Here is a 23287-nt window from a genome sequence, read left to right as displayed (position 1 = left end):
CTTTTCGTCTTGTATTCAGCGCGTAAAAATCACTCGAGGCAAGCGGGCCGTGCGATGCACAGTTTCGCCACGATCATCCTCAGCCTGCCAGTGAATGGCTTCCGGCGTGTCCTCATCCACCACCGTGTTGAAGGCGTCACTGCCCAGTTGCAGGTAGGCCACCAGTTCCGCCAAGCCCTGCCGCAGGGGCTGGGAGGTCACCAGTTCGCGCAAGGTGATCTGCGCCCTATCCTGCAAGGTATGGCGGATATAACGGGTGAGCCTCGCTTTGTCCACCACCACCTGTTCGAACAGGGCGGAGGGGTCGATATCCTCGTCCCCCGCTAGCAGCGTCAGGCTGGCAATGACTGGTTTGATCGCCGGCGTGAACAGGGGCCGCTCCATCGCCAGTGCGATATCGGCGCAGGCCTCAGCCACCTCCATCACCGTTCCCGTTGGCGGCGCTTCCCGCAACGCCAGGGCCTTGCTCTCGATGCCGTGCAGGATATCCATGATGCGGCGGTTCTCCAACCAGGCTTGGTCGTCGAGAAAGCGGCGGAGTTGTTGCGACAAAGCCGCCACCGTGCGTTGGGTATGTTCGCCGGCCTCCAGCCAGTCGTAATGCACGCGGCGGGTCCGGGTGTCTGGATTCAGGTCCGCCACCGCGGGCAACGCGAGCACGCGATCCAATAGCTTGGTCAATTCTTCCTGACGACGGCTGGATAGCAAAAAGTCCCAGAAGGCGCGGAAGCTCTTGCCCTGATCGGAATTGGCGATGGCGTCACGCTCGCCCATGATATCGTCCAACAGGTCGCCCTTGCCGCCTTCCCACAGCGCGATGCGCTCACGCACGCGCCGGTCCAACTGACGGAAGTTGTGCTCTACCTCGCGAAAGTCGGTGAGCAACTCGCGCGCCCCCTGGATGAACTGCAAAAACCGATCCTTCAGCGCTGTGTCATCCAGCAGCGGCACGTCGCCCGACAACACCCGGGCAATTTCGGCATCGATGTCATCACGTTTTTTGTGCAGCTCGGCGATGCGCTTGGCCGGGTCGGCCTCACTGCCTTCGCTCATCTGTTTGAGCAGATCGAACAGGGTGAGCAGGCGCGATTCCGTCCCAACGAACTGCCGCTCGGAAAGCTGCGCCAGCCAGGCGATGGCCTTCTCGGTCGCGGGTGTGAGATCGAATTGCGCCTCGTCGGTGCCGGGCTTGTAAAACTTGCGCAGCCAGCCCTTATCCGGCGACGCCCAATCGTTCAGATAGTCGAGAGCGGGCTTGGGAAACGCCGCTTCGCCGAGCTGCAGACGCAAGGCGTACAACTCGTCTTCCAGCGCCTCGGACAAGTCGGCGGCAGCCATCATCCGCACGTTGGGCACCACGAATATGCGGTGCAGAAAGGCCGCTACCAGCGGCGCATGGTCCGAGCGCAACAGTCGCCAGGCGGGATGGTGGGTGCGCAGGGCGTCTAGGGTGGCGTAGTCGAGGGTCACCAGTCAGTCCAGCTTGGCACCGATGTCCGTGTTTTTCCTACTGCCGTTGTCCATCATTCTGCCACCTCGGACATTTTGAACGTCGCACACAAGCGCCCCACGCGGTGCACTGGCGACCCTTAGCGCCCATGCCAGCGGTAGTTGGTGTCTTTCACCACGCCCAAGTGACGAGCGACATCGATGGTAGTGACCAACGGTTCGGCATTCATGGCGTTGGCCATCCATTGGTTTGCGTCACACTCGATCTAGATCGTAAAAAGTGTACATGAACGGATCTTTATCGACTATCGCGATGCCAGGGCTGCCTTGCATGGGGACCGCGGGCGTTGCCTACTCAGGCCTCCCAAGGTGCCTTTGGCACCGGCTAACCGTGACGGTTGCTCGCCTTGGGTAGCGGCGCCCGCTTCTTCGATCGCCGCGCGGGTCCGGGCGAAACGGAGTAATTGGTGGTGGGGTGGTATCCCGCATCAAACGACTATTGAAAGTACGCGATACCGGCGTTCTGGCAAGTTGCGAAGCCCTGCGTACCAGAGCGAAAAGCGGGGGTTGACAGGCTAATCTGCGGACAATCAAGCAGTTTTATTGGCCTGATTGGTCACCGAAAATGGCGTTCAACCTCGTCTGCTTTCCAAGGTCAGTTCAGTTCCCACACGCGGAATTGAACCCGCGTCCGTCATCCTGACCAAAAGCACACCCATTTACACCCATTCCGGGGCAAGGCAGCCCTCCATGCGGCGAATGGCGCTCCTATTCACCGCGCCGTATGCGGGGAAAGACTTGCGTGTGCGGAGAATGCGCCCCATAATCTCCGCATGAATAGCGGCGATTACAAGTACATCTGGCAGTCGAAAGACTGGCCGAACTGGCACTTCGACCTGGCAGCACTGGCTGGGCCTATGGTTGAGGTCAGCCGCGCCCAGGGGCTGTTGATGGGCCGTCTGGCCGACGTGGGCATGGCCCTGCGCGATCAGGCGAGCCTGGCGGCACTGACCGAAGACGTGGTCAAGACCAGCGAGATCGAGGGCGAGCAGCTCAATGTCGAATCCGTGCGCTCTTCCATCGCCCGCAGGCTGGGCGTGGACATCGGCGCCTTGGCCCCGGTCGATCGGCACGTCGAGGGCGTGGTCGAGATGGTGCTGGACGCCACGGCCAACTGCCAGGCACCGGTAACGCGGGAGCGTCTGTTCGGCTGGCATGCCGCGCTGTTTCCTACCGGCTACTCCGGTCTTGCCAAGATCAAGGTCGGTAGCTGGCGCGATGACGCCAGTGGCCCCATGCAAGTGGTGTCCGGACCCATCGGCCGCCAGCGGGTGCATTTCGAAGCACCGCCGGCTGATCGCCTCGAGGCCGAAACCGGCCGCTTCCTTGACTGGCTCAATGGTGCGTCAAACGAGCCACCACTGATCAAAGCGGGGCTCGGCCATCTGTGGTTCGTCACGCTGCATCCGTTCGACGATGGCAATGGCCGTATCGCGCGGGCCATTGGCGATCTGCTGCTGGCACGCGCCGACGGCAGCCCGCAACGCTTCTACAGTTTGTCGGCGCAGATCCAGCGCGAACGCAAGGCTTACTACGACATCCTGGAGCGGACCCAGAAACGGTCGCTGGATGTCACCGAGTGGCTCGCGTGGTTCCTCGACACCCTTCATCGTGCCGTCGACGAGGCCCAGCACACGCTGGACGCCGTCCTGACGAAAGCCCGTTTCTGGCAGCGCTGGGCGACCACACCCTTGAATGAGCGACAGGTGAAGTTGCTGAACAAGCTGCTCGACGGTTTCGAAGGCAAACTCACCAGCAGCAAGTGGGCGGCCATCGCCAAATGCTCGCCGGACACGGCGCTGCGCGACATCAATGACCTGCTCACTCGGGGTGTATTGCGGAAATCGGATGCGGGCGGACGTAGCACCACCTACGAGCTGAACGATCTGCCGGAGTAGCGGCGCTTCCTGGAATTGCCTTGGCTCGTCGGCCGAACAGCGCCTTCATGGAATCCTGCCAACTCGTTCGGAAGGAGACCAAGATGGAAGTCGCTCATCTCAATCAAAAACAACTGGCTGCTCGCTGATTAACACTCCAGGCGCTGGGAAGAGCCTTTTCCTGGACCAACATCCTCGAATCCGGCCAGATCAAGTCCATCAGCGAGCTTGCCCGTACCCTTGACGTCGATGGCTCGTATGTGGCCCGCATCCTCAAACTGACGACCCTGGCCCCCGACATCGTCGAAGCCCTGATCAACGGTGAGGAACCCAACGGGCTCTCGCTGGCGAAGCTGACCCAGACCTTTCCCGAGGACTGGACCGAGCAGCGCCGCCAGTTCGGCTTCGCCACCGAGTGACGACTGGACCGGAGACCACCCCAGAGAGCCGACCATCAGCGTCGGCTTTTCTATTTTGGGGGGTAGGAAAGCGGAGTTGACCGCGCTTCTTTTCATGGCCGAGGCGGGCGATTTCGAAAAAAACGTCCGGTTGCGACATCGAGCGATGACCTAAGACAACCGCCAAAAACGGCAACAAGCCGCAAACCCATATCAATCATGGATGTAGCTTTCCGGACGCGCTTCGGACTTGGTCCGGAGAAAACAGAGAATCAGGGGCCAAACAGAGAAAGAAAGGCGGGAAGATGGGGAGAATCGATGGTGCGGAGAGGTGCTTTGGAAAGATGTGAAACGGGCGCAAACCCTTTAGAAACAAGGAAAAAAAAGAAAACCCGTCACCCCGGAGAATGACCCCAGAGAGACGGGTTTGTCTTTTCTAAATGGTGGCGGAACACGGAACCGAACCCGCGTCCGTTTTCTGAGCCAGATAGTAACACCTCGGCCTTGAGGGTGCGGATTCGATGATTTGGGCAATTAGTCGGTCCTGCGAAATTCACCCACCCACTGGGCGATGGACCAAACGCTGACGCGCCATCGATGAGCGGAGCGCGCCCCGACGGGGCGCCAGGGTGGTCATGGCCTGTTGGCCGATGCGTGCCAGCGGCGTCAGGGCGAAGGTTACGGCGAAGAAAAGGCCCGCCAGGCCCAGGCGGTCGATGGCCCGCAGCAGCCAGCGGATGTTGAAGCCTGCCGCGCACAGCACCGCGTGCAGCGCGTCGCCTTCTGCTCCCTTCAGCCAGCAGCGGTCCATCCGGTGATCGGCCTTCAGGTGCCCGATGGCCGGCTCCACGGCCTGGCGTCGGCGCAGCCAGGCGCGTTGCGCGGCGCTTAGCGTCTTGCTCCTGCCCCGATGGACGAGTTGCACCGGCGCAATCTGGGCATCGACGCCGCGGTAGCCCAGGTCCACGACGGCCGTGGTCGGCTTCACGCCGATGTCCTGCAGCAGCGTGGTCGTCTGCTCCAACTGCGCGGCCAGCGTGTGACCGTCGTACGGGTTGCCGGGGAAGCTGCGCGCGCCGACCATCAGTCCATGCCGGTGGGTCACCGCCACGCTGACCTTGTGCGCATTCCGACGAACGTGACCGCCTGCACCGAGGATCGTGACCGGGTGGGTTTGCGCGCAAGCGTGGGGTTCAGATTCTAACCGCGTCGGTCACGATCACGGTCAATTCGGGCGTGGGCGCAGGCTTATCCACAGGCGAACGCCAGCGCGCCTCATACGCTGGCGGGCGGGCGCCTGTGGGTAAGCCGTCTCGCCTGCACGGCCTCATGCCTTCTCCTTTCTTCTCATCGACTCGCCCGTGAGGGCGAGCTTGTGGGCGGCGTGCACGACGCGGTCGAGGATCGCGTCGGCGAAGGTCGGATCGCCCAGGTAGGTATGCCAGTGCTCGATCGGCAGCTGGCTGGTGATGAGCGTCGCGCGCGATCCGACCCGGTCGTCGAGCAGCTCCAGCAAGTCGGAGCGCTCCTGCGCCGAGGGCGCGGCCAGCCCCCAATCGTCGATGACGATCAGATCGAGGCGGGCGAGCTGCATCAGCCGCCGGCTGAAGCTGCCGTCGGCGTGCGCGATACGCAGCTCCTCGAAGAGGCGTGGCAGGCGCACGTAGTACGCGGAGAGCCCCTGGCGGCAGGCGGCGTTGGCGAGCGCGCAGGCGAGCCGGGTCTTGCCGCTGCCGGTCGGGCCGGTGATGAGGCAGTTCTGGTGCTGGCGAATCCAGTGGCCCGTTGCGAGTGCGGCGATTTGACTGCGGTCGAGGCCGCGCCCGGCGCGGTAATCGACGTCCTCGAGGCAAGCGCCGCCGACCTTGATGCGGGCGGCCTTGAGCAGGCGGTCGATACGCTTGCCATCGCGCGCGAGCACCTCACGGTCGATGAGTTGCGCGAAGCGCTCCTCGAAGCTGAGGGCGGCGATTGCCGGCTGCGCGAGCTGTTCCTCGAAGGCGCGCGCCATGCCTTCCAGACGCAGGGCGCGCAGTTGTTCCAGACTGTGGTGCATCAGCATTGTGTGGCTCCGGTGGTAGAAATCAGTGGTAGTAGTGCGCGCCGCGCAGGTTCTCGTGGGCGGTGGGCAACGCGAGTTCGGCCTGCTGCGGGGCGGTCGGGGGCAAGGGGGCGCGGTCGAGGCCGCTCTTGAGGATGGAAGCGACGCTGCGGTAACGCATCGCGCCGAGTGTGACGGCGCGGGTCGCGGCGGCCTCCAGGCGCTCCTTGCCGTACTGGCGGGCGAGCCGCATCAGGCCGAGGCAGGCGCGGTAGCCCTGTTCCGGATGGGGCATGCGTTCGAGCTGGTAGCGCACCACCTCCCCCAGATGCGGACCAATCGCGGTGCCCCAGCTGATGAGCTTGCCCGGCGTCCATTGACGGTGCGCCTGATGCGAGGCGGGCATGTGCTCGTCCAGTGTAGTGAAGGCGCCGCGGCGGTGACTGCGCGCATGCACCGCGACACGTTTGCCGGCGGCGAAGCACTCGATGCTGCTCGCGGTGATGCGCAGCTCCACCGCCTGACCGGCCAACGCATACGGCACGCTGTAGTAGTGGCCGTCGAACTCGACGTGGTAGTCGATGTTGGGTTTGGCCCGCTTCCACGTCGCGAACTGGAACGCGGTCGCCGGCAGCGGGTGCAGCGCCGGCCGGTCGAGCGTCTCGAAGGCGCTACGACGCGACCCCGGCAGGCGCCGGAAGGCGCGTGCGTTCAGCGGTTCGATGAGGGCGGCGATGGCCTCGTTGAGCTCCATCAACGAGAAGAAGCGCCGATGGCGCAGCCGCGCGAGAATCCAGCGTTGCACGACCTGCACGCCAACTTCGACCTTGGCCTTGTCCTGCGGCTTGTAGGGGCGCGCCGGCAGGATCGCCACGCCGTAATGCGCGGCGAATTCGGCAGTCGTGCGTTGCAATTGCGGCTCGTAGCGGTCGGCCTGGCCGACGAGCGAGCGCGTATTGTCCGGGACGATCAACTCGGGCACCCCGCCGATAAAGGCGAGCGCCTTTGCCGTCGCTCCCAGCCAGTCGGCCTGCGACTGTGTCGCCGTGGCGCAGGCGAAGGTGTAGCTCGATGCGCCCAGCACCGCGACGAAGATCTGCGCCCGCGAGATCTCGCCGGTCGCGGCATCGACGATCGGTACCGTGTCGCCAGCGTAGTCGATGAAGAGTTTCTCGCCGGCGCGATGCACCTGGCGCATCGAGCGTTTCAGGCGCCGGGCGAACTCGCGGTACAGGTCGCAAAAGCGCGAGTACTGGTAGGCTGGCCCGTCGGCCGCCTGCACGTACTCCTCCCACAGCAGCGCCAGCGTGACGTTCTTCTGCTTGAGGCCCTGATGCACCGCCGCCAGGTCCGGCGTCGCGTAGCCGAGACTCGCCCCGCGGCCGCGCGAGCCGACGCTCAGCAGACGGCGCAGCTCGGCCTCGTCGGTAGCGGACAGCTCCGCCCACGGTCGGCCGCTGACTTCGGCCGCCTTCACATACTTGGCGACCACCCCTTTCGAAATCGACAGCGCGCGGGCGATCTGTTCGTGCGAGAGCGCGCAGTCGTACTTGAGCCGTAACAGCTCCTTGATCTTGTGCATGGCAATCGGCTCCGCCGGCATCCCCGTCTCCGCGCAAAGCGCGCGAGGGTAACCGGCCTGACAAACGACGTTGCCACGCCTGACTGCACAAACCCCGTTCCGATTTGATCGTGACCGGTCATTCCGACAACGTGACCGCTCATTCCGACAACCGGCCGAAATCGGTCACGATCAAATCGGAATCCGCGGTCACGATCGCGGAATCGCCGGTCACACTATTTCGGAATCAGCGGTCACGTTGGGTCGGAATCCGCAGACCTTGACGCCGAACTCGTAGGGCTGGCGGGCCTTGCCTTTGCCGATGCACTCGACCTCCGGGGCGTGCAGCGCGTACAGCTTGCCCTTGTCGTGCGGCTTCTGGGCATGCAGCCGCTCGGCGCGCTCCAGCCAGACCGTCAGGCCGTCCTGCGCCGCCTGTGGCAACGCCGTCATCTTGCGTCGCACCTCGCGCAGCAGACTGCCCAGGATGGTGCGCTGGCGGCGCAGCACGCGCTTGAGGCGCTTGAACTGCTTGGCGTGGGCGTAGCCCGCGGCCCGGCGGCGCAGCGTCTTGCCCTCGCGCGCGTGCGTGAGCTTGAGCTGGATGCCGGCACGCTTGGCCAGACGAGCGATCTTCTCGCGCGCCACCTCCAGCAGCCGGCTGTCGGTCGGGTGCGCAATGGCCTTCTCCTGCACCGTGGAGTCCACGATGACGCGCTCGAACTCGCGCTTGTCCACGGCCTTCATCGCCACCGCCGCCTCGATCGTGGACTTCAGCAGTTGCTCCACCCCGGCCTCGCCCAGCACGCGCCGAAAGCGCCCGATCTGCGTGGCGTCGCACGGCAGCTTGGGCGTGTAGTACGCCATGCCGCTGAAGAACTGCCACACCACGTTCTCGCTCCAGCGTAGGACGAGTTCCTCGTCGCTGAGGTCAAACGCGTGCTTCAGGTACAGCAGCGCCACCATCAGCCGGATCGGCAGGCGCGGCCGGCCGCGGTTGCTCACACCACCGCCGACCAATTGCAGCGTCGTGCCGAACAGGTCCGCCTCCTCCACAGCGCGACCAGCGCGGTCCTTGTGTGCGAACGCTGGAGCCAGCGACTTCTCGATCTCGTCCCACGGCATGCGCGTGGCCAGTACCGCCAGCGGGTGGTGACCTGCCGGATTTCTTAGGACCACCGATCAGTTGAGGATGGCCGGGGTGGTTGATGATTCGTCTTGTTGCTTCTGCTCTGCCTTGAACTGCTTCGGTGTGCGGTAGCCGAGGCTCGAATGCGGCCGGTCTTCGTTGTAGTGCCGCCGCCAGGTCTCGATCAGCACCTTGGCCTCGAACCGATTCCGGAACCACTCCATGCTCAGGCACTCATCACGGAACTTGCCGTTGAGGCTCTCGGCGGTGCCATTCTGCCAAGGCTTGCCCGGTTCGATGAAGGCGGTCTCGATGCCTTCGCCGTGCAGCCAGCGCAGGATGGCCCGGCTGACGAACTCCGGGCCGTTGTCGGAACGAAGATAGCGCGGTGCGCCATGTTCGCTGACCAGCTTCGCCAGCACTTCGATGACCCGCCGCGACCGGATGCTGCCCTGCATAACGGCAAAACCCATTGCGATGAGGCTCTTCGTGATTGCCTGGTCCCGCGCAATGTTGCGTTGAATTTTTGCATCCCAGTACTCTGTATTTCTTGCAACGCCTTTGTAGTGGATTGGGCAATCCGTGCCAGAAGCACCCGTCCACAAATATGCAAAGTTTGTGCTTCGGGAAAAATATGTCGGGCCGCCCCGGGAGTTGGACGTCTAGTCGATATCCACGAAGCCCTCGCCGCCAGAGCTCCTTGCGGAGCAGAAGTTCAGGCTTCGTATCACGCCTCTTGATTGAGGCCATGATTTTTGATCGGGACTCATCTTTTACCCGCGCCAAGCCAAGCCTACCATTCCTATGTAATCAAGGCAGAAGCCTGGGCTATAGAATTCGTAACCGGCAGGCCCTTCTCTGTAATTAGCTTCCTAAGCAAGTCCCTTGCAACCATGAGCGTGGGTGCAAGCAGCGGTATCTTCAGGACATGGACCGAATACTTTCGAGCACCTAAGATGGACTCGAATTTTTGGTAGTAACCGGTCTTGCCTGTCTCGTTTGTCACGTCGGGGTATAGGAGGACAACGTCGGCGCAATTGAAGCGCGACCCATAAGTCAAGACTTGATAGATGTCTTCGCGCGAAATGCCAAGATGACGCTTGCGCATGTCAAGGGACTTCCACTTGGTGTCCACTATCAGCGCAGTCTTTCCACGGTCGTCAATCAATCTCACATCCGGAATCAACTCAAAAACACCTTTTCCGTCGCCTCGTGAGCATGTAAATGTCCCTCGATCCTGCGCTTTGGAGACCAAGCCGGCTGCCGGCGAGATCCAAGACAGTTCCTTGGCCACAAATTGCTCAAAAAGGCGTGACGTAAAGACAATCTCTGCCGTGGCAAGCTTGTCTCCAGCAAAAACTCCGGCACCCTCTTCATCCAAGAGGGCCTTGCTTTGCCGAAGCAAGGAGTGATAAATGGGTGGAAGCCGGTCCGCGCGCACCTTTGCCCACTCCAAGCGGTGATCTCCGGAAGCATCAACGGAGTCGAGTTCGGATAGACATAGATCAATGCGGCCGCGGATTCGTGCAGAGCATCGCGGCCGGTAGCGGAGTAAGACTTCCTTGAATATCCTGTTTTCAGGGACGTCTTCGGTGAGTGCCACCCACGCAGACGCGAAGCGGCCTGGTCTCCGAATGCTCTCATAGCACTGGCCCGGAAACGATATTCGGCCTCTGGGCGAGGGCAGGCTATCGGAGGTCGATGCGTATCTTCGGATTACTTGGCGGCGACGCGCGAGTTGCAGTTCATCGCAGAACATCTCCATAAGAGCGTCATGCCTACTGCCATCTGCGCTTATGGATGCCAGTCCCGCTGTCATTGACTGGGCCGACAAGGCGGTTGCCAGCATCGCCGACAAGCTGCCATCCAGGTTGGACCGTAGTTCTGGTTCGAGTTGCTTCGCCCCAATCGGCGCAACCTCAAGGACTAAAAGCTCGGTTTCCAGCGTGCCCGTCCAGAATTTGGGCACTAGCGCTCCTGGCAAAATGTCGAAGTACGCGTCGGGATCTTCGCCGGTACTATACTTCCAGCCGGCAACAATCGAGGTAAGTTCTTCTAAGGACTCCAGCTCAAGTCCGGGACCTACGCGCAGCTTTGACCATTCCTCACACCGCAGCAGGCGCTTCATTCACTTCCCCCTCGACGTCACCAGAGTTCGGAGGAACTGGCGATCCTGATTGACAAAGCTTCAGTAGACAGCTAACTGCATAAGCTTCGTCATCAGGCCCGGGAATAAGCCTTGTCGGATTCCAAAATCGGGAGTCCAGCTCAAGGCTCTTGGGAGTCTTGTGAGGGCGGTAGCCGTAGGCGGACGCCGTATCCTGATCTATTCCAAATAGCGTCTCGAACTGCTTCTCAGGGGGATTGAGCTTGAAGAAGTTCGCAGTCTGCGAGGCAGAGTCCCCAAGGACCATCAACATCAAGCCCTCGTTGCCATAGAAATACTCTCGCAGCAACGGAATGACCTTAGTCGCTAGTCGCTCGATCACTTTTGCGTTGGTATCGCAGCCGATAAAGTAGCCATGACCGATGCAATGATCTGCATCTAGCAGATGCTCGATCCTGGCATTGATCGTTCGCAGAAGCAGCCCGCAATCTATCGATTGCGCATCTGTCGTGCTTCGCAGCAGGGAAGGCTCTGGCGGAATTTGAATGAACTCAAACCTGCGTCGAAGCGCATGATCAACGAGCGCGATATTCCGATCGGACGAGTTCATTGTCCCAATCAAATGTAGGTTTGACGGCATAAAAAGCCGGGATTCCAACTCTTCTGCGCGGGGGTATTGAAGCTCTATTCCAATCGGGAATTCAGCTCCAACTCTCTTGTCAGAATCCAAGGTTGATATCAACGGACCCAGGATTCGGCTGACATCACCTCGATTTATCTCATCTACGACAATCACAAACTCCTTCCCAGGCGTCTGAAGCGCTCGCCGGATCATGCGGAGTAGCAAACCCTCGTGCACTCTGTAACGAAGCTGACCTTTTGGTGAGGCTTCGTCAGGCGTATCGCCTTCATCGCCAGGGGCGTCATTGTCATCGGATATCACCGGCCGAATCGATTCGACAAGGTCCTCGTACTGAAGCGAAGGATGAAAAGTGATGAAAGCGCACTGATCTCGATAGTCGTTGAATTTTTCGAAAGACGTCGTCGGGTTTCCCTTGTCGTCGAAGCCTGGCTCGACAAGTTTCACCGCTTCGCGGACGGCTGCTAGGGTCTTACCGGTGCCGGGTGGGCCATAATAGACGCGAACGATAGATCGGGTTGAGCTCTTCTTCCGTAATAGCAACCGCGTACCGGCTGCGGCCAGGTCCTGCAGCGCAAGGGCCCGGAGAGCCTCAAATTCCTCGAGGCTCCTGAATGGGTAGACCTTTGCGGAGAGGTATTTCGCGGAAACTGCCAATTCCATGAGCTCGCGATGCAGGTCGGCCTGGGCAACCGAGTTGGGCAGAACTTTGACCGCGACAAAGGATGCCAATATCTTCTTGAGCGTTGTTGTTCGAATGTCTTTCAGAAAGACAACGTCTGGGGCAACGGAGATGCCTGCGATGGACGCTAGCGGAGTCGGAAATAAGCCGTTCTGGTCCCAGTCGGCGCTTGAGATCTTGCGGCCGTACATTGGCCCTTGCCCATCGTTCACCAATGCTTCCGAGGCGATGTCGAAGAGAAGATTCGATACTTCGCCGAGCCTGTTGTGATTCTGGGCGTTTTGATAATGGGACGCCAAACCTACCAAGATCGCGCCTGCCCGTGGCAAGGCCATGAGAACTAGGCGCCAGCCCGCGTTACTTCTGTAGCGCTCAAAGAGGCTTTTGCGGTAAATCCCGATGTTCAGGAAATGGACGTCCCCAAGCCAAGTCCCGTAATCCGCTTCACCAAGGCCGGCAGTCTCGAGCTTGTTCTTGATGCCCCGGCGAAGCTCATTGGTCCAAAGGTTGTCAATGTTGGCTTGTGTGTAATAGTTGAAGTCGGCGTCCACCCCCCACTCTGTGTCCGGGAATAGCCCGCCTATCTCAGCGAGGGCGCTTGTGCGCTCAGCTTCGCAGGTCGGCTTGCTGTTTGATCGTAGAAGGTCGAGAAGAGCCATATTTATCCTGGAAGAAGAAAAGGGGCGACTTGCCCCTGTGAATACAATCTTATTCGCTGCTCAGTCGGCAACAATCCCCGAGAAGATCTTTTCCTGCGCTGAAACCTTGGGGCGCTGTCTTGCTGGCAGCGCGGGGGATGCAGCGGCAGATTGCGCATTCAGCAAGTCAAGAAGGTTGCGCAACGCTAGACCAAGACCTTCAGCCATCAGCGGCGGCACTGCATTGCCCACTTGCGAGCACCTTGCTACGTCGTGTTTTCGGCGCGGTCCGTTGATCGTATATCGGCCGTAAAAGTGAAAGTTGTCAGGAAATGATTGAAGTCTTGCCATTTCGCGGACAGTAATATTCCGCGGCTCAGCATAATGAATAAATTCATCCGGGTGAGTCGTGATCGTCGACACTACCGCTGACGCATCGATGAGAACTTTCTTGTCCTTCTTTGTGCCGTTTTCAAGCAAGAACGCTTTCGACAGTCGCCCAGGGGGTTGGGTCTGATGAGCCAGGTTGTACAGTGCCTGGATTCGCTCGCCATGTTTCGAGAAACGGTGGGAGTCCGGAATGCTCCCCGTCTTTTGCCCCCTCCTCATCGCGCGTGCATATGCGGAGGTGGCCTTGGTGTATACGGCCGACTCAAACTCTGTTGAATCGGGGCACACCACCCGGGCGCCGCCTGTGAGGTCGGCTATGGCTTCCTTCGCAGTGACGTTCTTGGTTTGATGTAGACCCCAATGTTGGCGTACTGCGACTGCTGATTTACTCAGCATCTCGTTAAAGGTCGCCTTAAGGTCTGCAGGAGACATCGGACAGTCTTGAATGCCCACAATGACCACGCGGCGCCTGGATTGGGGAACTCCGAATAGACTGGCATCGAGCACATCAAAGATGCTCGTATAGCCAAGATCTGAGAGCCGTTCGATTACCGATTCAGCAACAGAGGTGCTCGCCTCGCCTGGGCGTGCAACGAACCGGCGTGCAATCCCCTCAACATTCTCAATCAGCACGACTCGCGGGCGAACCAGCTCAACCATGTCAAGCATTTGGTAAACGAGGCTGTTCCTTTCGTCTGCACCATCGCGGCGCCCTCCGACGCTGAATCCTTGACATGGCGGCCCTCCCGCTATCATCGTCACCGCACCACGCAAAGATCGAAGGTGCTTCCGCACTGATTCGTTCTTCAGGAGGGCCACGATGTCATGGTTTGTCTTTGGCAGCCATGCAGGCCAGTCTGCAAAACTCGCGTATGGCGCCCCCGGAACCAGGAAGTTCTGAGACAGGGTTTCGAACGCCATTGGGTCGCGCTCGATTGCGAAGAGCCCGCTCCAGCCCGCTTCCTTAAGCCCGAGACTCAGGCCACCACATCCCGCGAAGAGGTCGATGCAGGAAAGTCTTGGCTTATTTGGTGTTGTCACTTCTTGGTTCCCGTTCTATCGGCTCTTCTTTGCACTTACGGAATCCCGTTCCTTGCTGGAGGCTGGGGTGAGCAATGACCCCTGGAACGGGTACTGCTCTCTATCCAAGTGCTCCTTGATCAGTCGAACAATCAGCGTCGATTTCTTGTACCCACGTTCGTTGCAGAAGGCTTCAAAGCGACGAGCTTCGTCATCGGGGACAAGTACTGAGATCTTCGTTGGCACAGCCACGGTGGCTCCTTGTACAGGGTATACCTCATATTAGACCACCAAAATCCTCACAAAGCAAGACAAATGCGTACTTGTGCGCAATCAAGCGCCTACGAAGTCACGCAGCTCCACTTTTCAGTGGATCGACGTCAAGGTGCGCAACCTCTGCCTCTCGCCTCAAAGCCAAACCTGGCAAGATCCGGCCTCCGCCGTATACCCAGCGGCGTAGCTCTTGCGTTGCACCGCGCCAGTCCCGCTGATTGACCCGCCGCCGCAGCGTCGACGTCTGCAACCTTCCCGCGCCGAGGTTGAACGTGAAGTCCACGATGGCGGCAAGCCGCCCTTCCGGCTCGGTGGCTAACACTGGGCAGTAGCGCAGCGTGGCAGCGAGCGCTGCCTTCAAGTCCTGGGCGAGGTAGGCTTCGGCCTCGGCTTCGGTGATCGGCGGGTGCTTGGGATCGCAGAGATGCCCATAGCCGATGGTCCAGTACCCAGCCGGGCAGACGTAGGGATGGGCGCGGCCGGGATCGTTCTTCGCCACGCGGTGGAAGCCCTCGAAGCGCTTGGCCAGGTCGATGGCCGCCTGCGGAACCGTGATCACGGCCACACCCGTTCGAATACCCGCCCAAGGAACCAGAAGTTCAGCACCCCGGCCCACAGCGCCTGATCGGCGTCTGTCCAGGCGTGCAGGATGGCCGCGCCCCAGCCCGCACCGGCAGTCACTGCGGCCGCGAACGCCGCCGTCTTGGCCGAGCAGTACAACGCCATGAACCAGTAGGTGATCACCGGCCGCACGCTGGCCGACAAGGCATCGGCCCAGCGCACGCCGGATCGTTGCCCTTGCGCAGCGACCGCCTCGCGCAGCGTCTCAATGGCGCCGACGTTCCACGCTGCATCGGCCCCGGCACCGATCTCGGCCATCCGCTGCGCGCCGCGCAGCTTCTCGAACTCCAGCGCCTTGTCCTGCATCGCCAGTTCATGGCTGCGCTCGCCCTTGCGGTCGAGCCACTTGAGGATTTCGGGCGCGAGCCGGAAAGCGCCGCCCAGCAATCCGCCCAACAGGGTTTCGATCATGAGCCGCCTCCTGTCAGTTTGAGCTTGACTGCAATGCCGACCAGCAGCGCAGCCAGGATGCCAGTCGTGGTGACTTTGACGATGGTCTGCCAGGCGGCGCGGCGCGCCTCGCGCCAAGCGGCCAGCAGGTCGCGCAGCTCGCGGATGTCGCGCGCGGCGTGGCCGTTTTCAAGGCCGAGGCGGGCCAGGCATTGCTCAGCGCCGCGCTCGGCAGCCTGCTCCAGCATCGCCTTGAGCTCGTTGGCTGTGATCGTGATCGGCTGGGTGTCATGGGGTGTCATCGTTCACCTCGCTTTGCGTGATCGATATCGGATCGGTGACGTCGCGTTCGCACTCGACGCTGGTGCTGTACCCCTGCGCGCTCAAGCGGTGCTCGACGCGCGTGATGCGCCACCGAGTCGGGATGACCGGTCGCAGTGCAATGGATAGCCGCGCCTCGGCGGCCAGGCGCGGGTCTCCGGGCATCCGAAAGCTCAGCTCGGCCCGCGAGCGCTCGCCGCGGTTTTTGCGGGTGGCGGCAGCGGCTCGGGCCTCGGCTTCGGTGGCGTGCACGTAGCGCAGTTCCTCATAAGGCGGGTTTCCGACGACGACTTCGCGCCGCTCGCCCTTTTGGTAGTCCCACCAGTAGGCCTTGACTCCGCCGTGGCTCTCGTCACTGTTGTCGGCGAGACCGGGGCCGCCTTTGCCCGCTATCCGGCGGGCGCTGTACTGATAGCGCCACTCGCTGATCTGATCCGGCCGCAGCGTGATCGTCGGCAGCGCTTGGCCGGTGACGCTCTTGGCCGCCCCGCGCTTGGCCAGCACCAGGTGGCCGGCCACCGGCTTGGATACGGCATCGTGCTTGGACGCCAGCCGGGTGAGCAGCGCCATGTCAGACTCCTCGGTCTGGTCGACGTGCGGGATGGCGATTGCGCCCAGTTCGGGGTCGATCTTGGGCGTGTAGCCGTGCTCGGCGGCGATGGCTTCGACGATGCGTGCCAGCGTCGTGTCGTGCCACGATCGCGTCTTGGGGCTGCGAAATGGCCCGACCATGTCGGCGGCCTTGCCCGAGACCGTCAGCGTGGCCGGCGGCGCGCTGATTTCGACCTCATCGATGATGTAGCGACCCATCGGTACCCACGCGCCGCCGGCGTATGACAAGGCAACCTCGAGCTGCGTGCCAATGCGCGGCAGCTGCGCGATTGCGCCGTCGGCGCGACGGCGGTCATCGAGCGTCAAGCGCACCACGTCGGACGCCAGCCCCGCCTCGTCGGTGATGATGAGCTCGATGAGCCGATCGGCGACGGCGCGCGTGACGTCGTTCCGGTCGGCGATGATTCGAAAGCGCGGCTGCATGGCTTACGACCACAGGCGCACGACAGGCAGCTGCGGCGCATCGGCCAGCACGGGCATGCGCACGGGCGTGCCTTGCGGCAAGCGCAGCATGTCGCGCGCACTCAGGCGCGCCAGCGCCCGGTTGTGCTGCAGCACCAGCGGCAGCACGTCCAGTCGCCCGTAGTGCCGCCACACAAGGTAGTCGATCATGTCCCCTTCGCGGGCCATGACCACGATGTCGTCTTGCGTCAGCATCAGGCAGTCTCCTGCTCGGCGGGCACCAGACCTTGCAAGGCGCGCTCGGCGCTGCCCAGCACCTCTTGGAGTTCGGCGGCCTGCGGGTGGCGCTCGGCTTCGCGGCGGGCGCGCTCGATGTCGTCGCGCAGCGCCGCGATCTGCGCGGCCATCACGTCATACGACGACAGCGGCGCGGCGCTGGCGCGCGCCACGCTCGTGAGCAGCGCATCGATGGCCGGCAGCGTCACGCCTGCCTCGCGCAGTCGGCTGACTGCGCCGTTGAGCGCGGTGCGCAACGGCTGCATCACGTCGCGCACGGCGTCCTGCAGCACGGATGCGCGCTGTATGACGCTGCCGCCCATCGACCCCGCAATTCGTTGCACCACATCGCCGACCACGGTATTGAGCGCGCCCAGCGGGTCGGTCGCCACCTCATCGATGATCGGCAGCAGCACGGCAAACGGGCTCCAGCCGCCGCTGATATCGGTGACGATGTTGTCTTCGCCGTACGACTTGAGCTTGAGTTCGAACGCAATTCGGCGCGGCTGGCCATCGTCCATCAGCACGCTGCGGGTGTCGCCCACTTCGACGATCACCCACGCGCCCCACACCCGCCCCAGGCCGTCGACCAGTTGCAGCGGCTCGCCCCGATCAGCCAGTTCGCGCATTTCCTCGACTTGTGCCAAACCGGCATCGAACCCCGGAAACAGCACACCCTGCAGCCGAATCTCCGCTGGCTCACGGCCAGTGAACTGCAGCGCAGGTTCTCGCCCGATACGGGCCTGTTCCGGCCAGCGCCAGGACTGGCTCATGGCCAGGCTCTGGTAGGTGGCGTGCCCCATCTCGAAACGAAACGGCCCCAGGGCCAACATCACGCGTTCGGCCATAGCGAACCTCCGCAACAAGGAATAGAAGGATCAGTCGTGCAGTGCCGCGCTGGAGCCACGCAAGACTTCGCGGATCAGGCTGCGCAGCCGACTGTCGAGCAGATCGGCCAGGGCCTGTGGGTCGCTGCCCGGGGGCGCGTGGATGGTGATCTGCGGGGCGAAGTGGATCGAGGGCGCACCGGGCGTGGAGATCTGACCAGACGGCACCGCACGCATTGAACGAGGGAGAACAGGCTCGTCACCCCGATTGACCCCATCACGACGGATCGACACGCCCCAGTCCGACGGCACGGCCAAGCCCATAGAAGGCCGATCCGGTGAGGGCAGGCGCAGCCCGGGTGACGACACCTCGGGTGTGGCCAGTACCAACGGCACCGCCTGCAGTGACTGCGCGAGTTGCCCGACTTCATTCACTACCGCCGGCCCCGCTGCCGCCACCCCTTGCGCCAGGCCGAGCGACAGCGCGCTGCCCAGCGTGGCGAACACCCGCGACGGGCTGTGGATGCCCAGCATCGCCTTGAAGCGGTCACGCACCCCTGCGGCTACTTCACCCACGGCTGCGACGGCCTGCTCTGCGGCATTGCGCACGCCTTGGGCGAGGCCTTGCAGCATCGCGCTGCCGAGACTCATGAACTGGCCGGGCAGGCTGCCGAGCGCACTCAGCATCGACCCCATCACCGACTGCAATGCCTGCAGCGGGTTGGGCGAACTCAGCACAGCGGTCAGTTGCTGCCAGGCCGACTGTGCCCCGCTGACCACGCCGGCCCACAGGCTACCGAAGAAGCCCGAGAGCGGTTGCCAGGCGGCTTGCAGCGCAGCCAGCGGCGAGAACGACACCAGCCACCGAAAGCCCTCCATCACCCAGCCCACCAACGTACCGACTGCCCGAATCGGGAATGTCAGCACCGTAAACGCCGCGCTCAATACGCTGCCGATCACCGTCCCGAGGGACTGGCCCGATGCCGAGAGGCTGTCGAATTCATCCTTGGAGAGCGTCACCGGCGCGAGCAACTCGCTCACCCAGCCGACCAGGCCGCTGACTGCATCGGCGACAACCCCGAAGACCGACGCCACCACTTGGCCAATCGGTGCCAGCGGGGCCAGGGCCGTGGTCAAGCTGGTGATGGCCGGCTGCATGGCCGAACGAATGCCCTCGAACACACCGCCGACGTAAGCGGCAATCGGGTCCCAGTATTTGCGGATCACCAAGGCCAGTCCGGCAACCGCCACCCCAATGCCGGCAACGATCCAGGTGATCGGGTTGGCCAAGAGCGCCACCGTGGTCGCACCAATCGCCGGCAACATCGACCAGAAAGCCAGTGCCGCCGACTTGATCGGCGCGATCAGCCCAAGGGCACCTGTCTGGATGCGGCTCCAGGCGATGGACAAAATTCCGGCACTAGCTCCGGTGGCCGCCGCTTGAACTTGCAGTAACGCAAGACCAGCGCGTGCCGACTGAAACGCTACCCGCGCCCCCAAGATCGGCCCCTTCACAAAGGTCCAGGCGTAACCCAGCGCAATCGTCGCCACCTTCAGCCCCAGCACGGCACCGACAGTCCCCACCACCACCTGGGTGACGATAGGAAACCGTTCGGCCAGATTGGCCAGGCTGTCGATGGGCGCCATCAGCGCGCCCACCAAGTTGTTCAAGGCCGGCAGCAGCGCATTGCCCACCGTGATGCCGAGCCGGCTCATCTGGTTTTTGAGGAGCTGCAGATTGTTGGCGGTGGTGGCCGAGCGTGCTTCGTACTCCTTCTGCATCGAGCCTGCATAGGCTGTCTGGTCGGCTACCAGGCCCACCGCCTTCTCGTAGGTCTCCATCGAGCCCACCAGCTTGGCGATGTCGTCGGCGTACTCCATGCCGAAGAGATCAGACAGGGTGCCCATCAGATCGGGCGCGTTCTTCACCTGCTGCAGGAAGGTGGTCAGCGCGCCTTGGGCATCGCGCTGGATCATCTTCTTCATGACCTCGGCCGACAGCCCGATGTCCTGCAGGCCTTGCTGGAACTTCTCGTTCTGTTTGTCGGCGGTTGCCAGCTTCATCAGCAAGGCGTTGATGCCGGTGGCGGCCACCTCGGGCGGCGTCTTCAAGGCGAGGAAGGTCGCCCCGAGGGCATTCAATTGTGCCCCGGACAGGCCGAACAGCTTCGCCGTCGATCCCGCCCGGTTGGCGATGTTCAGAAGATCGGATGCCTTGGCATCCATGTTGTTGGACAGGTGGTTGATGGCATCCCCCAACTTCACCACCTCGTCCTGGGTCAATCCGAAGATCGAGCGCAGGCCGGTCATCGCGGCTCCGGCCTGCTCACCGGTTAGGTCAAATGCCACCCCCATCTTGGCGGCGTCCTCGGCAAAGCGCAGCAACTCCTCGCGGGCGATGCCGGCCTGACCGGCGGCCGCGACGATGGCGCCAATGCCGTCAGCGGCCATCGGAATGCGCGTCGACAGCAAGAGCACATCCTTGCTCATCTGCCCGAACTGATCCGGCGTGTCGAAGTTCACCACCTTCTTGACGTCGGCCATCACCGACTCGAACTGGACCGCCGGTTGCACCAAACCATAGAGGGCGCCGCCCAGGGCCACCGCATCCATCATCTGGGCGCGGTAGGCGCTGCGGCTCTCCAGGTTGCGGGCCTGTGCCTGTTGGGCACGGGTCAGGGCTTCGGTACGGGATCGGAGCGTTTCCAGCTGGCTGCCGAGCCGCGCAGACTCGCTGCCCATGGCGCGGGTGTTGACGCCCGCACGCTGCAAAGAGGTGCTCAGTTCATCCACCGCTGCCCGCTGGCGACGGTAGGCTGCCTCCGCCCGAGCCGCTGCGGCACGGGCACGCTCCAGCTCGCGGGCCTGCTTGGCCGAAGGCTCACCGCCCTGGTTGGCAATGTTCGCTTCCAGCCCGGAAACCTTCTGCTGGGCAGCACGCATCGCCAGTGCGGCATCCTTGGCCTGGGCGCGCAGGGTCTCCAGCTGCTTGATGCCGGACTGCTTGTTACCCAGCTCGGCCATCGTGGAGCCCAGCTGGTTCAGCTGCGCCTGGGCACCGCGCACCGCCGAACCAAGGGATGCCGCCAGCGTGGCACCGATACTGATCTGAACAGGATGTGCGGTGGCCATTGGGAAACCTCAGGAAGACGGCGTGGCCGACAAGCGCCGCGCCAATGACAAGGCCTCGACCAACTCACTCACCTCCAGGGCGAGCAACTCGGATCGAGGCCAATGGGTGTAGAGGGCAAGCTCCACCACGAGGGCGGAGAGCTCACCCGGATTCACTGCAAAAAACCGCCCAGCACCTTCTGCAACTGGGCGTAGTCCTTCATGTCGAGCTTGAGGATGGCGTCAGTCGGCAACTCGGCCAGGTTGGCGATGAGCCGGATCTCGCGCTCGGCGTCGGTACCAGCCGCCTTCTGCGCGGCCAGGTGGTCGCCGACGGTGGGGCGGCGCAGGGCGATCTCTTGGATCGGCAGACCGTCGTGCTCGATGGGAAAGTTGAGTTTGATGCGTTCGACGTGACCCATAGCGACCCCCAGTTACAGCCCGATCGCAGCCCGGATGGCGTTTATCTGATCGACGCCGCCGACCTTGCGTACCAGGTTGATGGCGTCCACCTCCACCACTTCTTGGCCGTCGATGGTGAGCTTGTAGTAGCTCGCAGCCACCGAGACCTTTAGCGTGCTCTTGTCGCCGGGCTTCCAGGTGCCAGCGTCGATCTCGCGCCAGCCACCGCGCAGGTTGACGACCACCGGCTTGGCATCCTCGCCCTGCGCCTGGATCGCGCCGCGGATTGTGATCTGCACCGGCTTGAGGTCAAGCAGGCCAAACAGCTTGTACACCTCGGGATCGTAGTCCGAGATGGTCAGCTCGGCTTCGAGCTTGTCCATGCCGAGGTCAATTTCGACCGGCACATCCATGCCGCCAGCGCGGTGCTCCTCGGTCTTGAGCGTGAGCTTGGGCAGCTGGATTTCGTCGATGCGCCCGGCGTAGCCGCGGCCATCGACAAAGAGGTTCATATTCTTGAGCACGCGGGGCAGTTGAATGGGCATGGCCTTGCTCCTTACTTGAAGATTTCCTCGAGGTAGTCGCCGACCATGCGCGAGCGGAAGGTGATGTGCTCGGCCGGGTATGTCGGCGTGAAGTCGAAGTCGAAGTACACGCGCCCATCGGCAATGGCTTCGGGTGTGTTGAGGTCGGGGTCGGCCCAGCATTTGCCGCCCAGAATCGCGCCCTTGGCCTTGAGCTGGCGCAGATATGCATTGACGCCCTCGGTGACCTCGTCGACGTAGGTCTTGGTGATGTTGCGGTCCACCGCCCACAGATGCGCGTACAGCAGGCTTTCGTTGATCATGTCGGCGGTGCGGCGCACACAGAGAAAGCTCCAGCGCGGATCGGTGGCGCAGCTGCGGTTGCCCCACAGACGCACTCCGTCGTGCACGATGAAGGTCGCCACGCCAAACTCGTTGAGGTAGTTTGCCTGCGTGTTGGGGTCGTCGATCGCCCACGACAGCGAGCGCGCCGGGCGCAGCACACCGCGGATGACCTGGTTGGAGGGGCTCGCCCAAAAGCCGTTGATCTCATCGGACAGCGCGATCAGCCCGGCGACGCGCGCCGACGCCGGCTCGGGCGCTTGCGAGCCGTCCGGGCGACGCACCATCAGCCACGGATCGACAAGATAGGCCCGCTCCGAGCCAAACTGCGCTCGATAGTCGATGGCAGCTTCGTCGCTGGTATTGGGCCCGTCGATGACGGCGATGGCGCGCAGCTTGTGCGCCACCGATATCAGTGCGTCCGCCACCGGCTTGTTGTGCGAAAACCCCGGCGCGATCAGGATGCGCGGCTTGATCTCTGCGCGGGTCGTCAGCAAAGCATTGATGCCCGTGAGCTGCCCGGCGGCGTCGCGGCCGCCGATGACGTGGCTGATCGTCTCGCTCATCGTGCTGCCTTCGGCAACGCGCACGACGTAGATCATGGGCGCGGACTGGTCGTAGATGCCGGCGATGGCCCACGGCAGCGTGCCGGACTGGCCCAGATGCGGGATCAGGCGACGATTCGTGATCAGCACCGGGACATTGAGCGGGAACGGCTCGTCCATGCCGCCATCCAGCGCTTTCGGGCCCAGCGTCGACTGCATGATGCCGGCTCCGTCGCCCAAAGCGGCGGCCTCGATAAGGGCCTTGGTGTCATCGTCCGCATTCAACGCGGCGGCGACATCGCTTGCCGTGCTGATGCGCTGGCCATCGGCATCGCTGGCCAGCGTGACCAAAATCAGGATCAGGCCGGGCGCACGCCCATCGACCGCGATGGCCAACGGCTGGTTGGGCTCGGCGGCTGCACACAACTCAAGGCGCAGCGCGTTGCCGACGACACCAGCCTGTTTGGCGACGACGCGCAGCGCCGCGTTGCCGCTGCCGACCGTCAGTTCGGCGCGCTGCGCGCCGGCGGCGTCGGGCGCTGTGCCGACCAGCCCGATGACGGAGGATTTGACGGTGCGCACGCTGCGCGCGCCTTCGTTGATCTCGACGATCTCGATGCCGTGCAGAAAACGGTCTGTCATGCGTGTC

At 62.7% G+C, this 23287-nt stretch carries 20 protein-coding genes and 3 pseudogenes; 2 read left to right on the top strand and 21 right to left on the bottom strand.

The features are described 5' to 3' along the window. Positions 1–15 precede the first annotated feature (15 nt). Entirely contained in the window at positions 16–1470 is a 1455-nt protein-coding gene (locus ACAty_RS00800; RefSeq protein ID WP_004869991.1) for a DUF3375 domain-containing protein, read from the bottom strand. An 812-nt stretch (positions 1471–2282) separates the two neighbouring features. Here ACAty_RS00800 and ACAty_RS00790 point away from each other — a divergent pair. Then, positions 2283–3407, top strand: a complete 1125-nt coding sequence (locus tag ACAty_RS00790; RefSeq protein ID WP_014002076.1) for a Fic family protein — start codon at positions 2283–2285, stop codon at positions 3405–3407. Positions 3408–3646: 239 nt separating this feature from the next. Further along, positions 3647–3805, top strand: a complete 159-nt coding sequence (locus ACAty_RS16045; protein ID WP_004869988.1) for a hypothetical protein — start codon at positions 3647–3649, stop codon at positions 3803–3805. A gap of 532 nt (positions 3806–4337) precedes the next feature. Here the strand turns inward: ACAty_RS16045 and ACAty_RS00785 are convergent. The 20 genes and pseudogenes from ACAty_RS00785 to ACAty_RS00695 form a co-directional block, all read right to left on the bottom strand. Beyond that, on the bottom strand, positions 4338–4943 hold the full coding sequence (locus ACAty_RS00785; RefSeq protein WP_082179223.1) for a transposase: 606 nt from the start codon (positions 4941–4943) through the stop codon (positions 4338–4340). 168 nt (positions 4944–5111) lie between these two features. After that, the gene (gene istB / locus ACAty_RS00780; protein ID WP_004869984.1) at positions 5112–5846 is read right to left on the bottom strand and encodes an IS21-like element helper ATPase IstB; all 735 of its coding nucleotides are present in this window, start codon (positions 5844–5846) and stop codon (positions 5112–5114) included. A gap of 22 nt (positions 5847–5868) precedes the next feature. Further along, positions 5869–7428 carry an IS21 family transposase gene (istA, locus tag ACAty_RS00775; protein ID WP_004869982.1) on the bottom strand — a complete coding sequence of 520 codons (1560 nt, stop codon included), beginning with the start codon at positions 7426–7428 and terminating at the stop codon, positions 5869–5871. A 234-nt stretch (positions 7429–7662) separates the two neighbouring features. Continuing rightward, positions 7663–8538, bottom strand: a pseudogene (locus tag ACAty_RS00770) (IS5 family transposase); the annotation flags it as partial. 30 nt (positions 8539–8568) lie between these two features. Further along, positions 8569–8967 (bottom strand): annotated as a pseudogene (locus ACAty_RS00765) (integrase core domain-containing protein); the annotation flags it as partial. Positions 8968–9106: 139 nt separating this feature from the next. Continuing rightward, positions 9107–9301: pseudogene (locus tag ACAty_RS16705) on the bottom strand (hypothetical protein); the annotation flags it as partial. 16 nt (positions 9302–9317) lie between these two features. Next, on the bottom strand, positions 9318–10643 hold the full coding sequence (locus tag ACAty_RS00760; RefSeq protein WP_004869977.1) for an McrC family protein: 1326 nt from the start codon (positions 10641–10643) through the stop codon (positions 9318–9320). Beyond that, a complete protein-coding gene (locus ACAty_RS14755) occupies positions 10621–12603 on the bottom strand; it encodes an McrB family protein (RefSeq protein WP_004869975.1) in 1983 nt (660 codons plus the stop codon). The genes ACAty_RS00760 and ACAty_RS14755 overlap by 23 nt, the downstream gene beginning before the upstream one ends. 60 nt (positions 12604–12663) lie before the next feature. Beyond that, positions 12664–14013 carry a DNA cytosine methyltransferase gene (locus ACAty_RS00750; RefSeq protein ID WP_004869972.1) on the bottom strand — a complete coding sequence of 450 codons (1350 nt, stop codon included), beginning with the start codon at positions 14011–14013 and terminating at the stop codon, positions 12664–12666. A 328-nt stretch (positions 14014–14341) separates the two neighbouring features. After that, positions 14342–14824: a lysozyme gene (locus tag ACAty_RS00740; protein ID WP_004869971.1), complete on the bottom strand. Its 483-nt coding sequence runs from the start codon at positions 14822–14824 to the stop codon at positions 14342–14344. Next, the gene (locus ACAty_RS00735; protein ID WP_004869968.1) at positions 14821–15297 is read right to left on the bottom strand and encodes a hypothetical protein; all 477 of its coding nucleotides are present in this window, start codon (positions 15295–15297) and stop codon (positions 14821–14823) included. Before ACAty_RS00735 ends, ACAty_RS00740 begins: the two co-directional genes overlap by 4 nt. Then, complete coding sequence (locus ACAty_RS00730) at positions 15294–15578, bottom strand: DUF6127 family protein (RefSeq protein ID WP_004869966.1); 285 nt, start codon at positions 15576–15578, stop codon at positions 15294–15296. Before ACAty_RS00730 ends, ACAty_RS00735 begins: the two co-directional genes overlap by 4 nt. Beyond that, complete coding sequence (locus tag ACAty_RS00725) at positions 15565–16632, bottom strand: phage late control D family protein (RefSeq protein ID WP_004869964.1); 1068 nt, start codon at positions 16630–16632, stop codon at positions 15565–15567. The genes ACAty_RS00730 and ACAty_RS00725 overlap by 14 nt, the downstream gene beginning before the upstream one ends. Before the next feature lie 3 nt (positions 16633–16635). After that, positions 16636–16866: a tail protein X gene (locus ACAty_RS00720; protein WP_004869962.1), complete on the bottom strand. Its 231-nt coding sequence runs from the start codon at positions 16864–16866 to the stop codon at positions 16636–16638. Beyond that, positions 16866–17735, bottom strand: coding sequence for a phage tail protein (locus ACAty_RS15040; protein WP_004869960.1), 870 nt, complete (start codon positions 17733–17735; stop codon positions 16866–16868). Before ACAty_RS15040 ends, ACAty_RS00720 begins: the two co-directional genes overlap by 1 nt. Before the next feature lie 30 nt (positions 17736–17765). Continuing rightward, on the bottom strand, positions 17766–20846 hold the full coding sequence (locus ACAty_RS00710) for a phage tail tape measure protein (protein ID WP_004869957.1): 3081 nt from the start codon (positions 20844–20846) through the stop codon (positions 17766–17768). A 9-nt stretch (positions 20847–20855) separates the two neighbouring features. Continuing rightward, positions 20856–21002, bottom strand: coding sequence for a hypothetical protein (locus tag ACAty_RS15700; RefSeq protein WP_004869954.1), 147 nt, complete (start codon positions 21000–21002; stop codon positions 20856–20858). Then, entirely contained in the window at positions 20999–21247 is a 249-nt protein-coding gene (locus tag ACAty_RS00705; RefSeq protein ID WP_004869952.1) for a phage tail assembly protein, read from the bottom strand. The genes ACAty_RS15700 and ACAty_RS00705 overlap by 4 nt, the downstream gene beginning before the upstream one ends. A 12-nt stretch (positions 21248–21259) precedes the next feature. Then, positions 21260–21772, bottom strand: coding sequence for a phage major tail tube protein (locus ACAty_RS00700; RefSeq protein ID WP_004869950.1), 513 nt, complete (start codon positions 21770–21772; stop codon positions 21260–21262). An 11-nt stretch (positions 21773–21783) separates the two neighbouring features. Then, positions 21784–23280, bottom strand: coding sequence for a phage tail sheath subtilisin-like domain-containing protein (locus ACAty_RS00695; protein ID WP_004869948.1), 1497 nt, complete (start codon positions 23278–23280; stop codon positions 21784–21786). Positions 23281–23287: the final 7 nt, after the last annotated feature.

The sequence above is a fragment of the Acidithiobacillus caldus ATCC 51756 genome (genome assembly GCF_000175575.2).
GTDB classification, from domain to species: domain Bacteria; phylum Pseudomonadota; class Gammaproteobacteria; order Acidithiobacillales; family Acidithiobacillaceae; genus Acidithiobacillus_A; species Acidithiobacillus_A caldus.
Note: the sequence above shows the minus strand (reverse complement) of the source record. Positions and strands in the feature narration are given on the sequence as shown.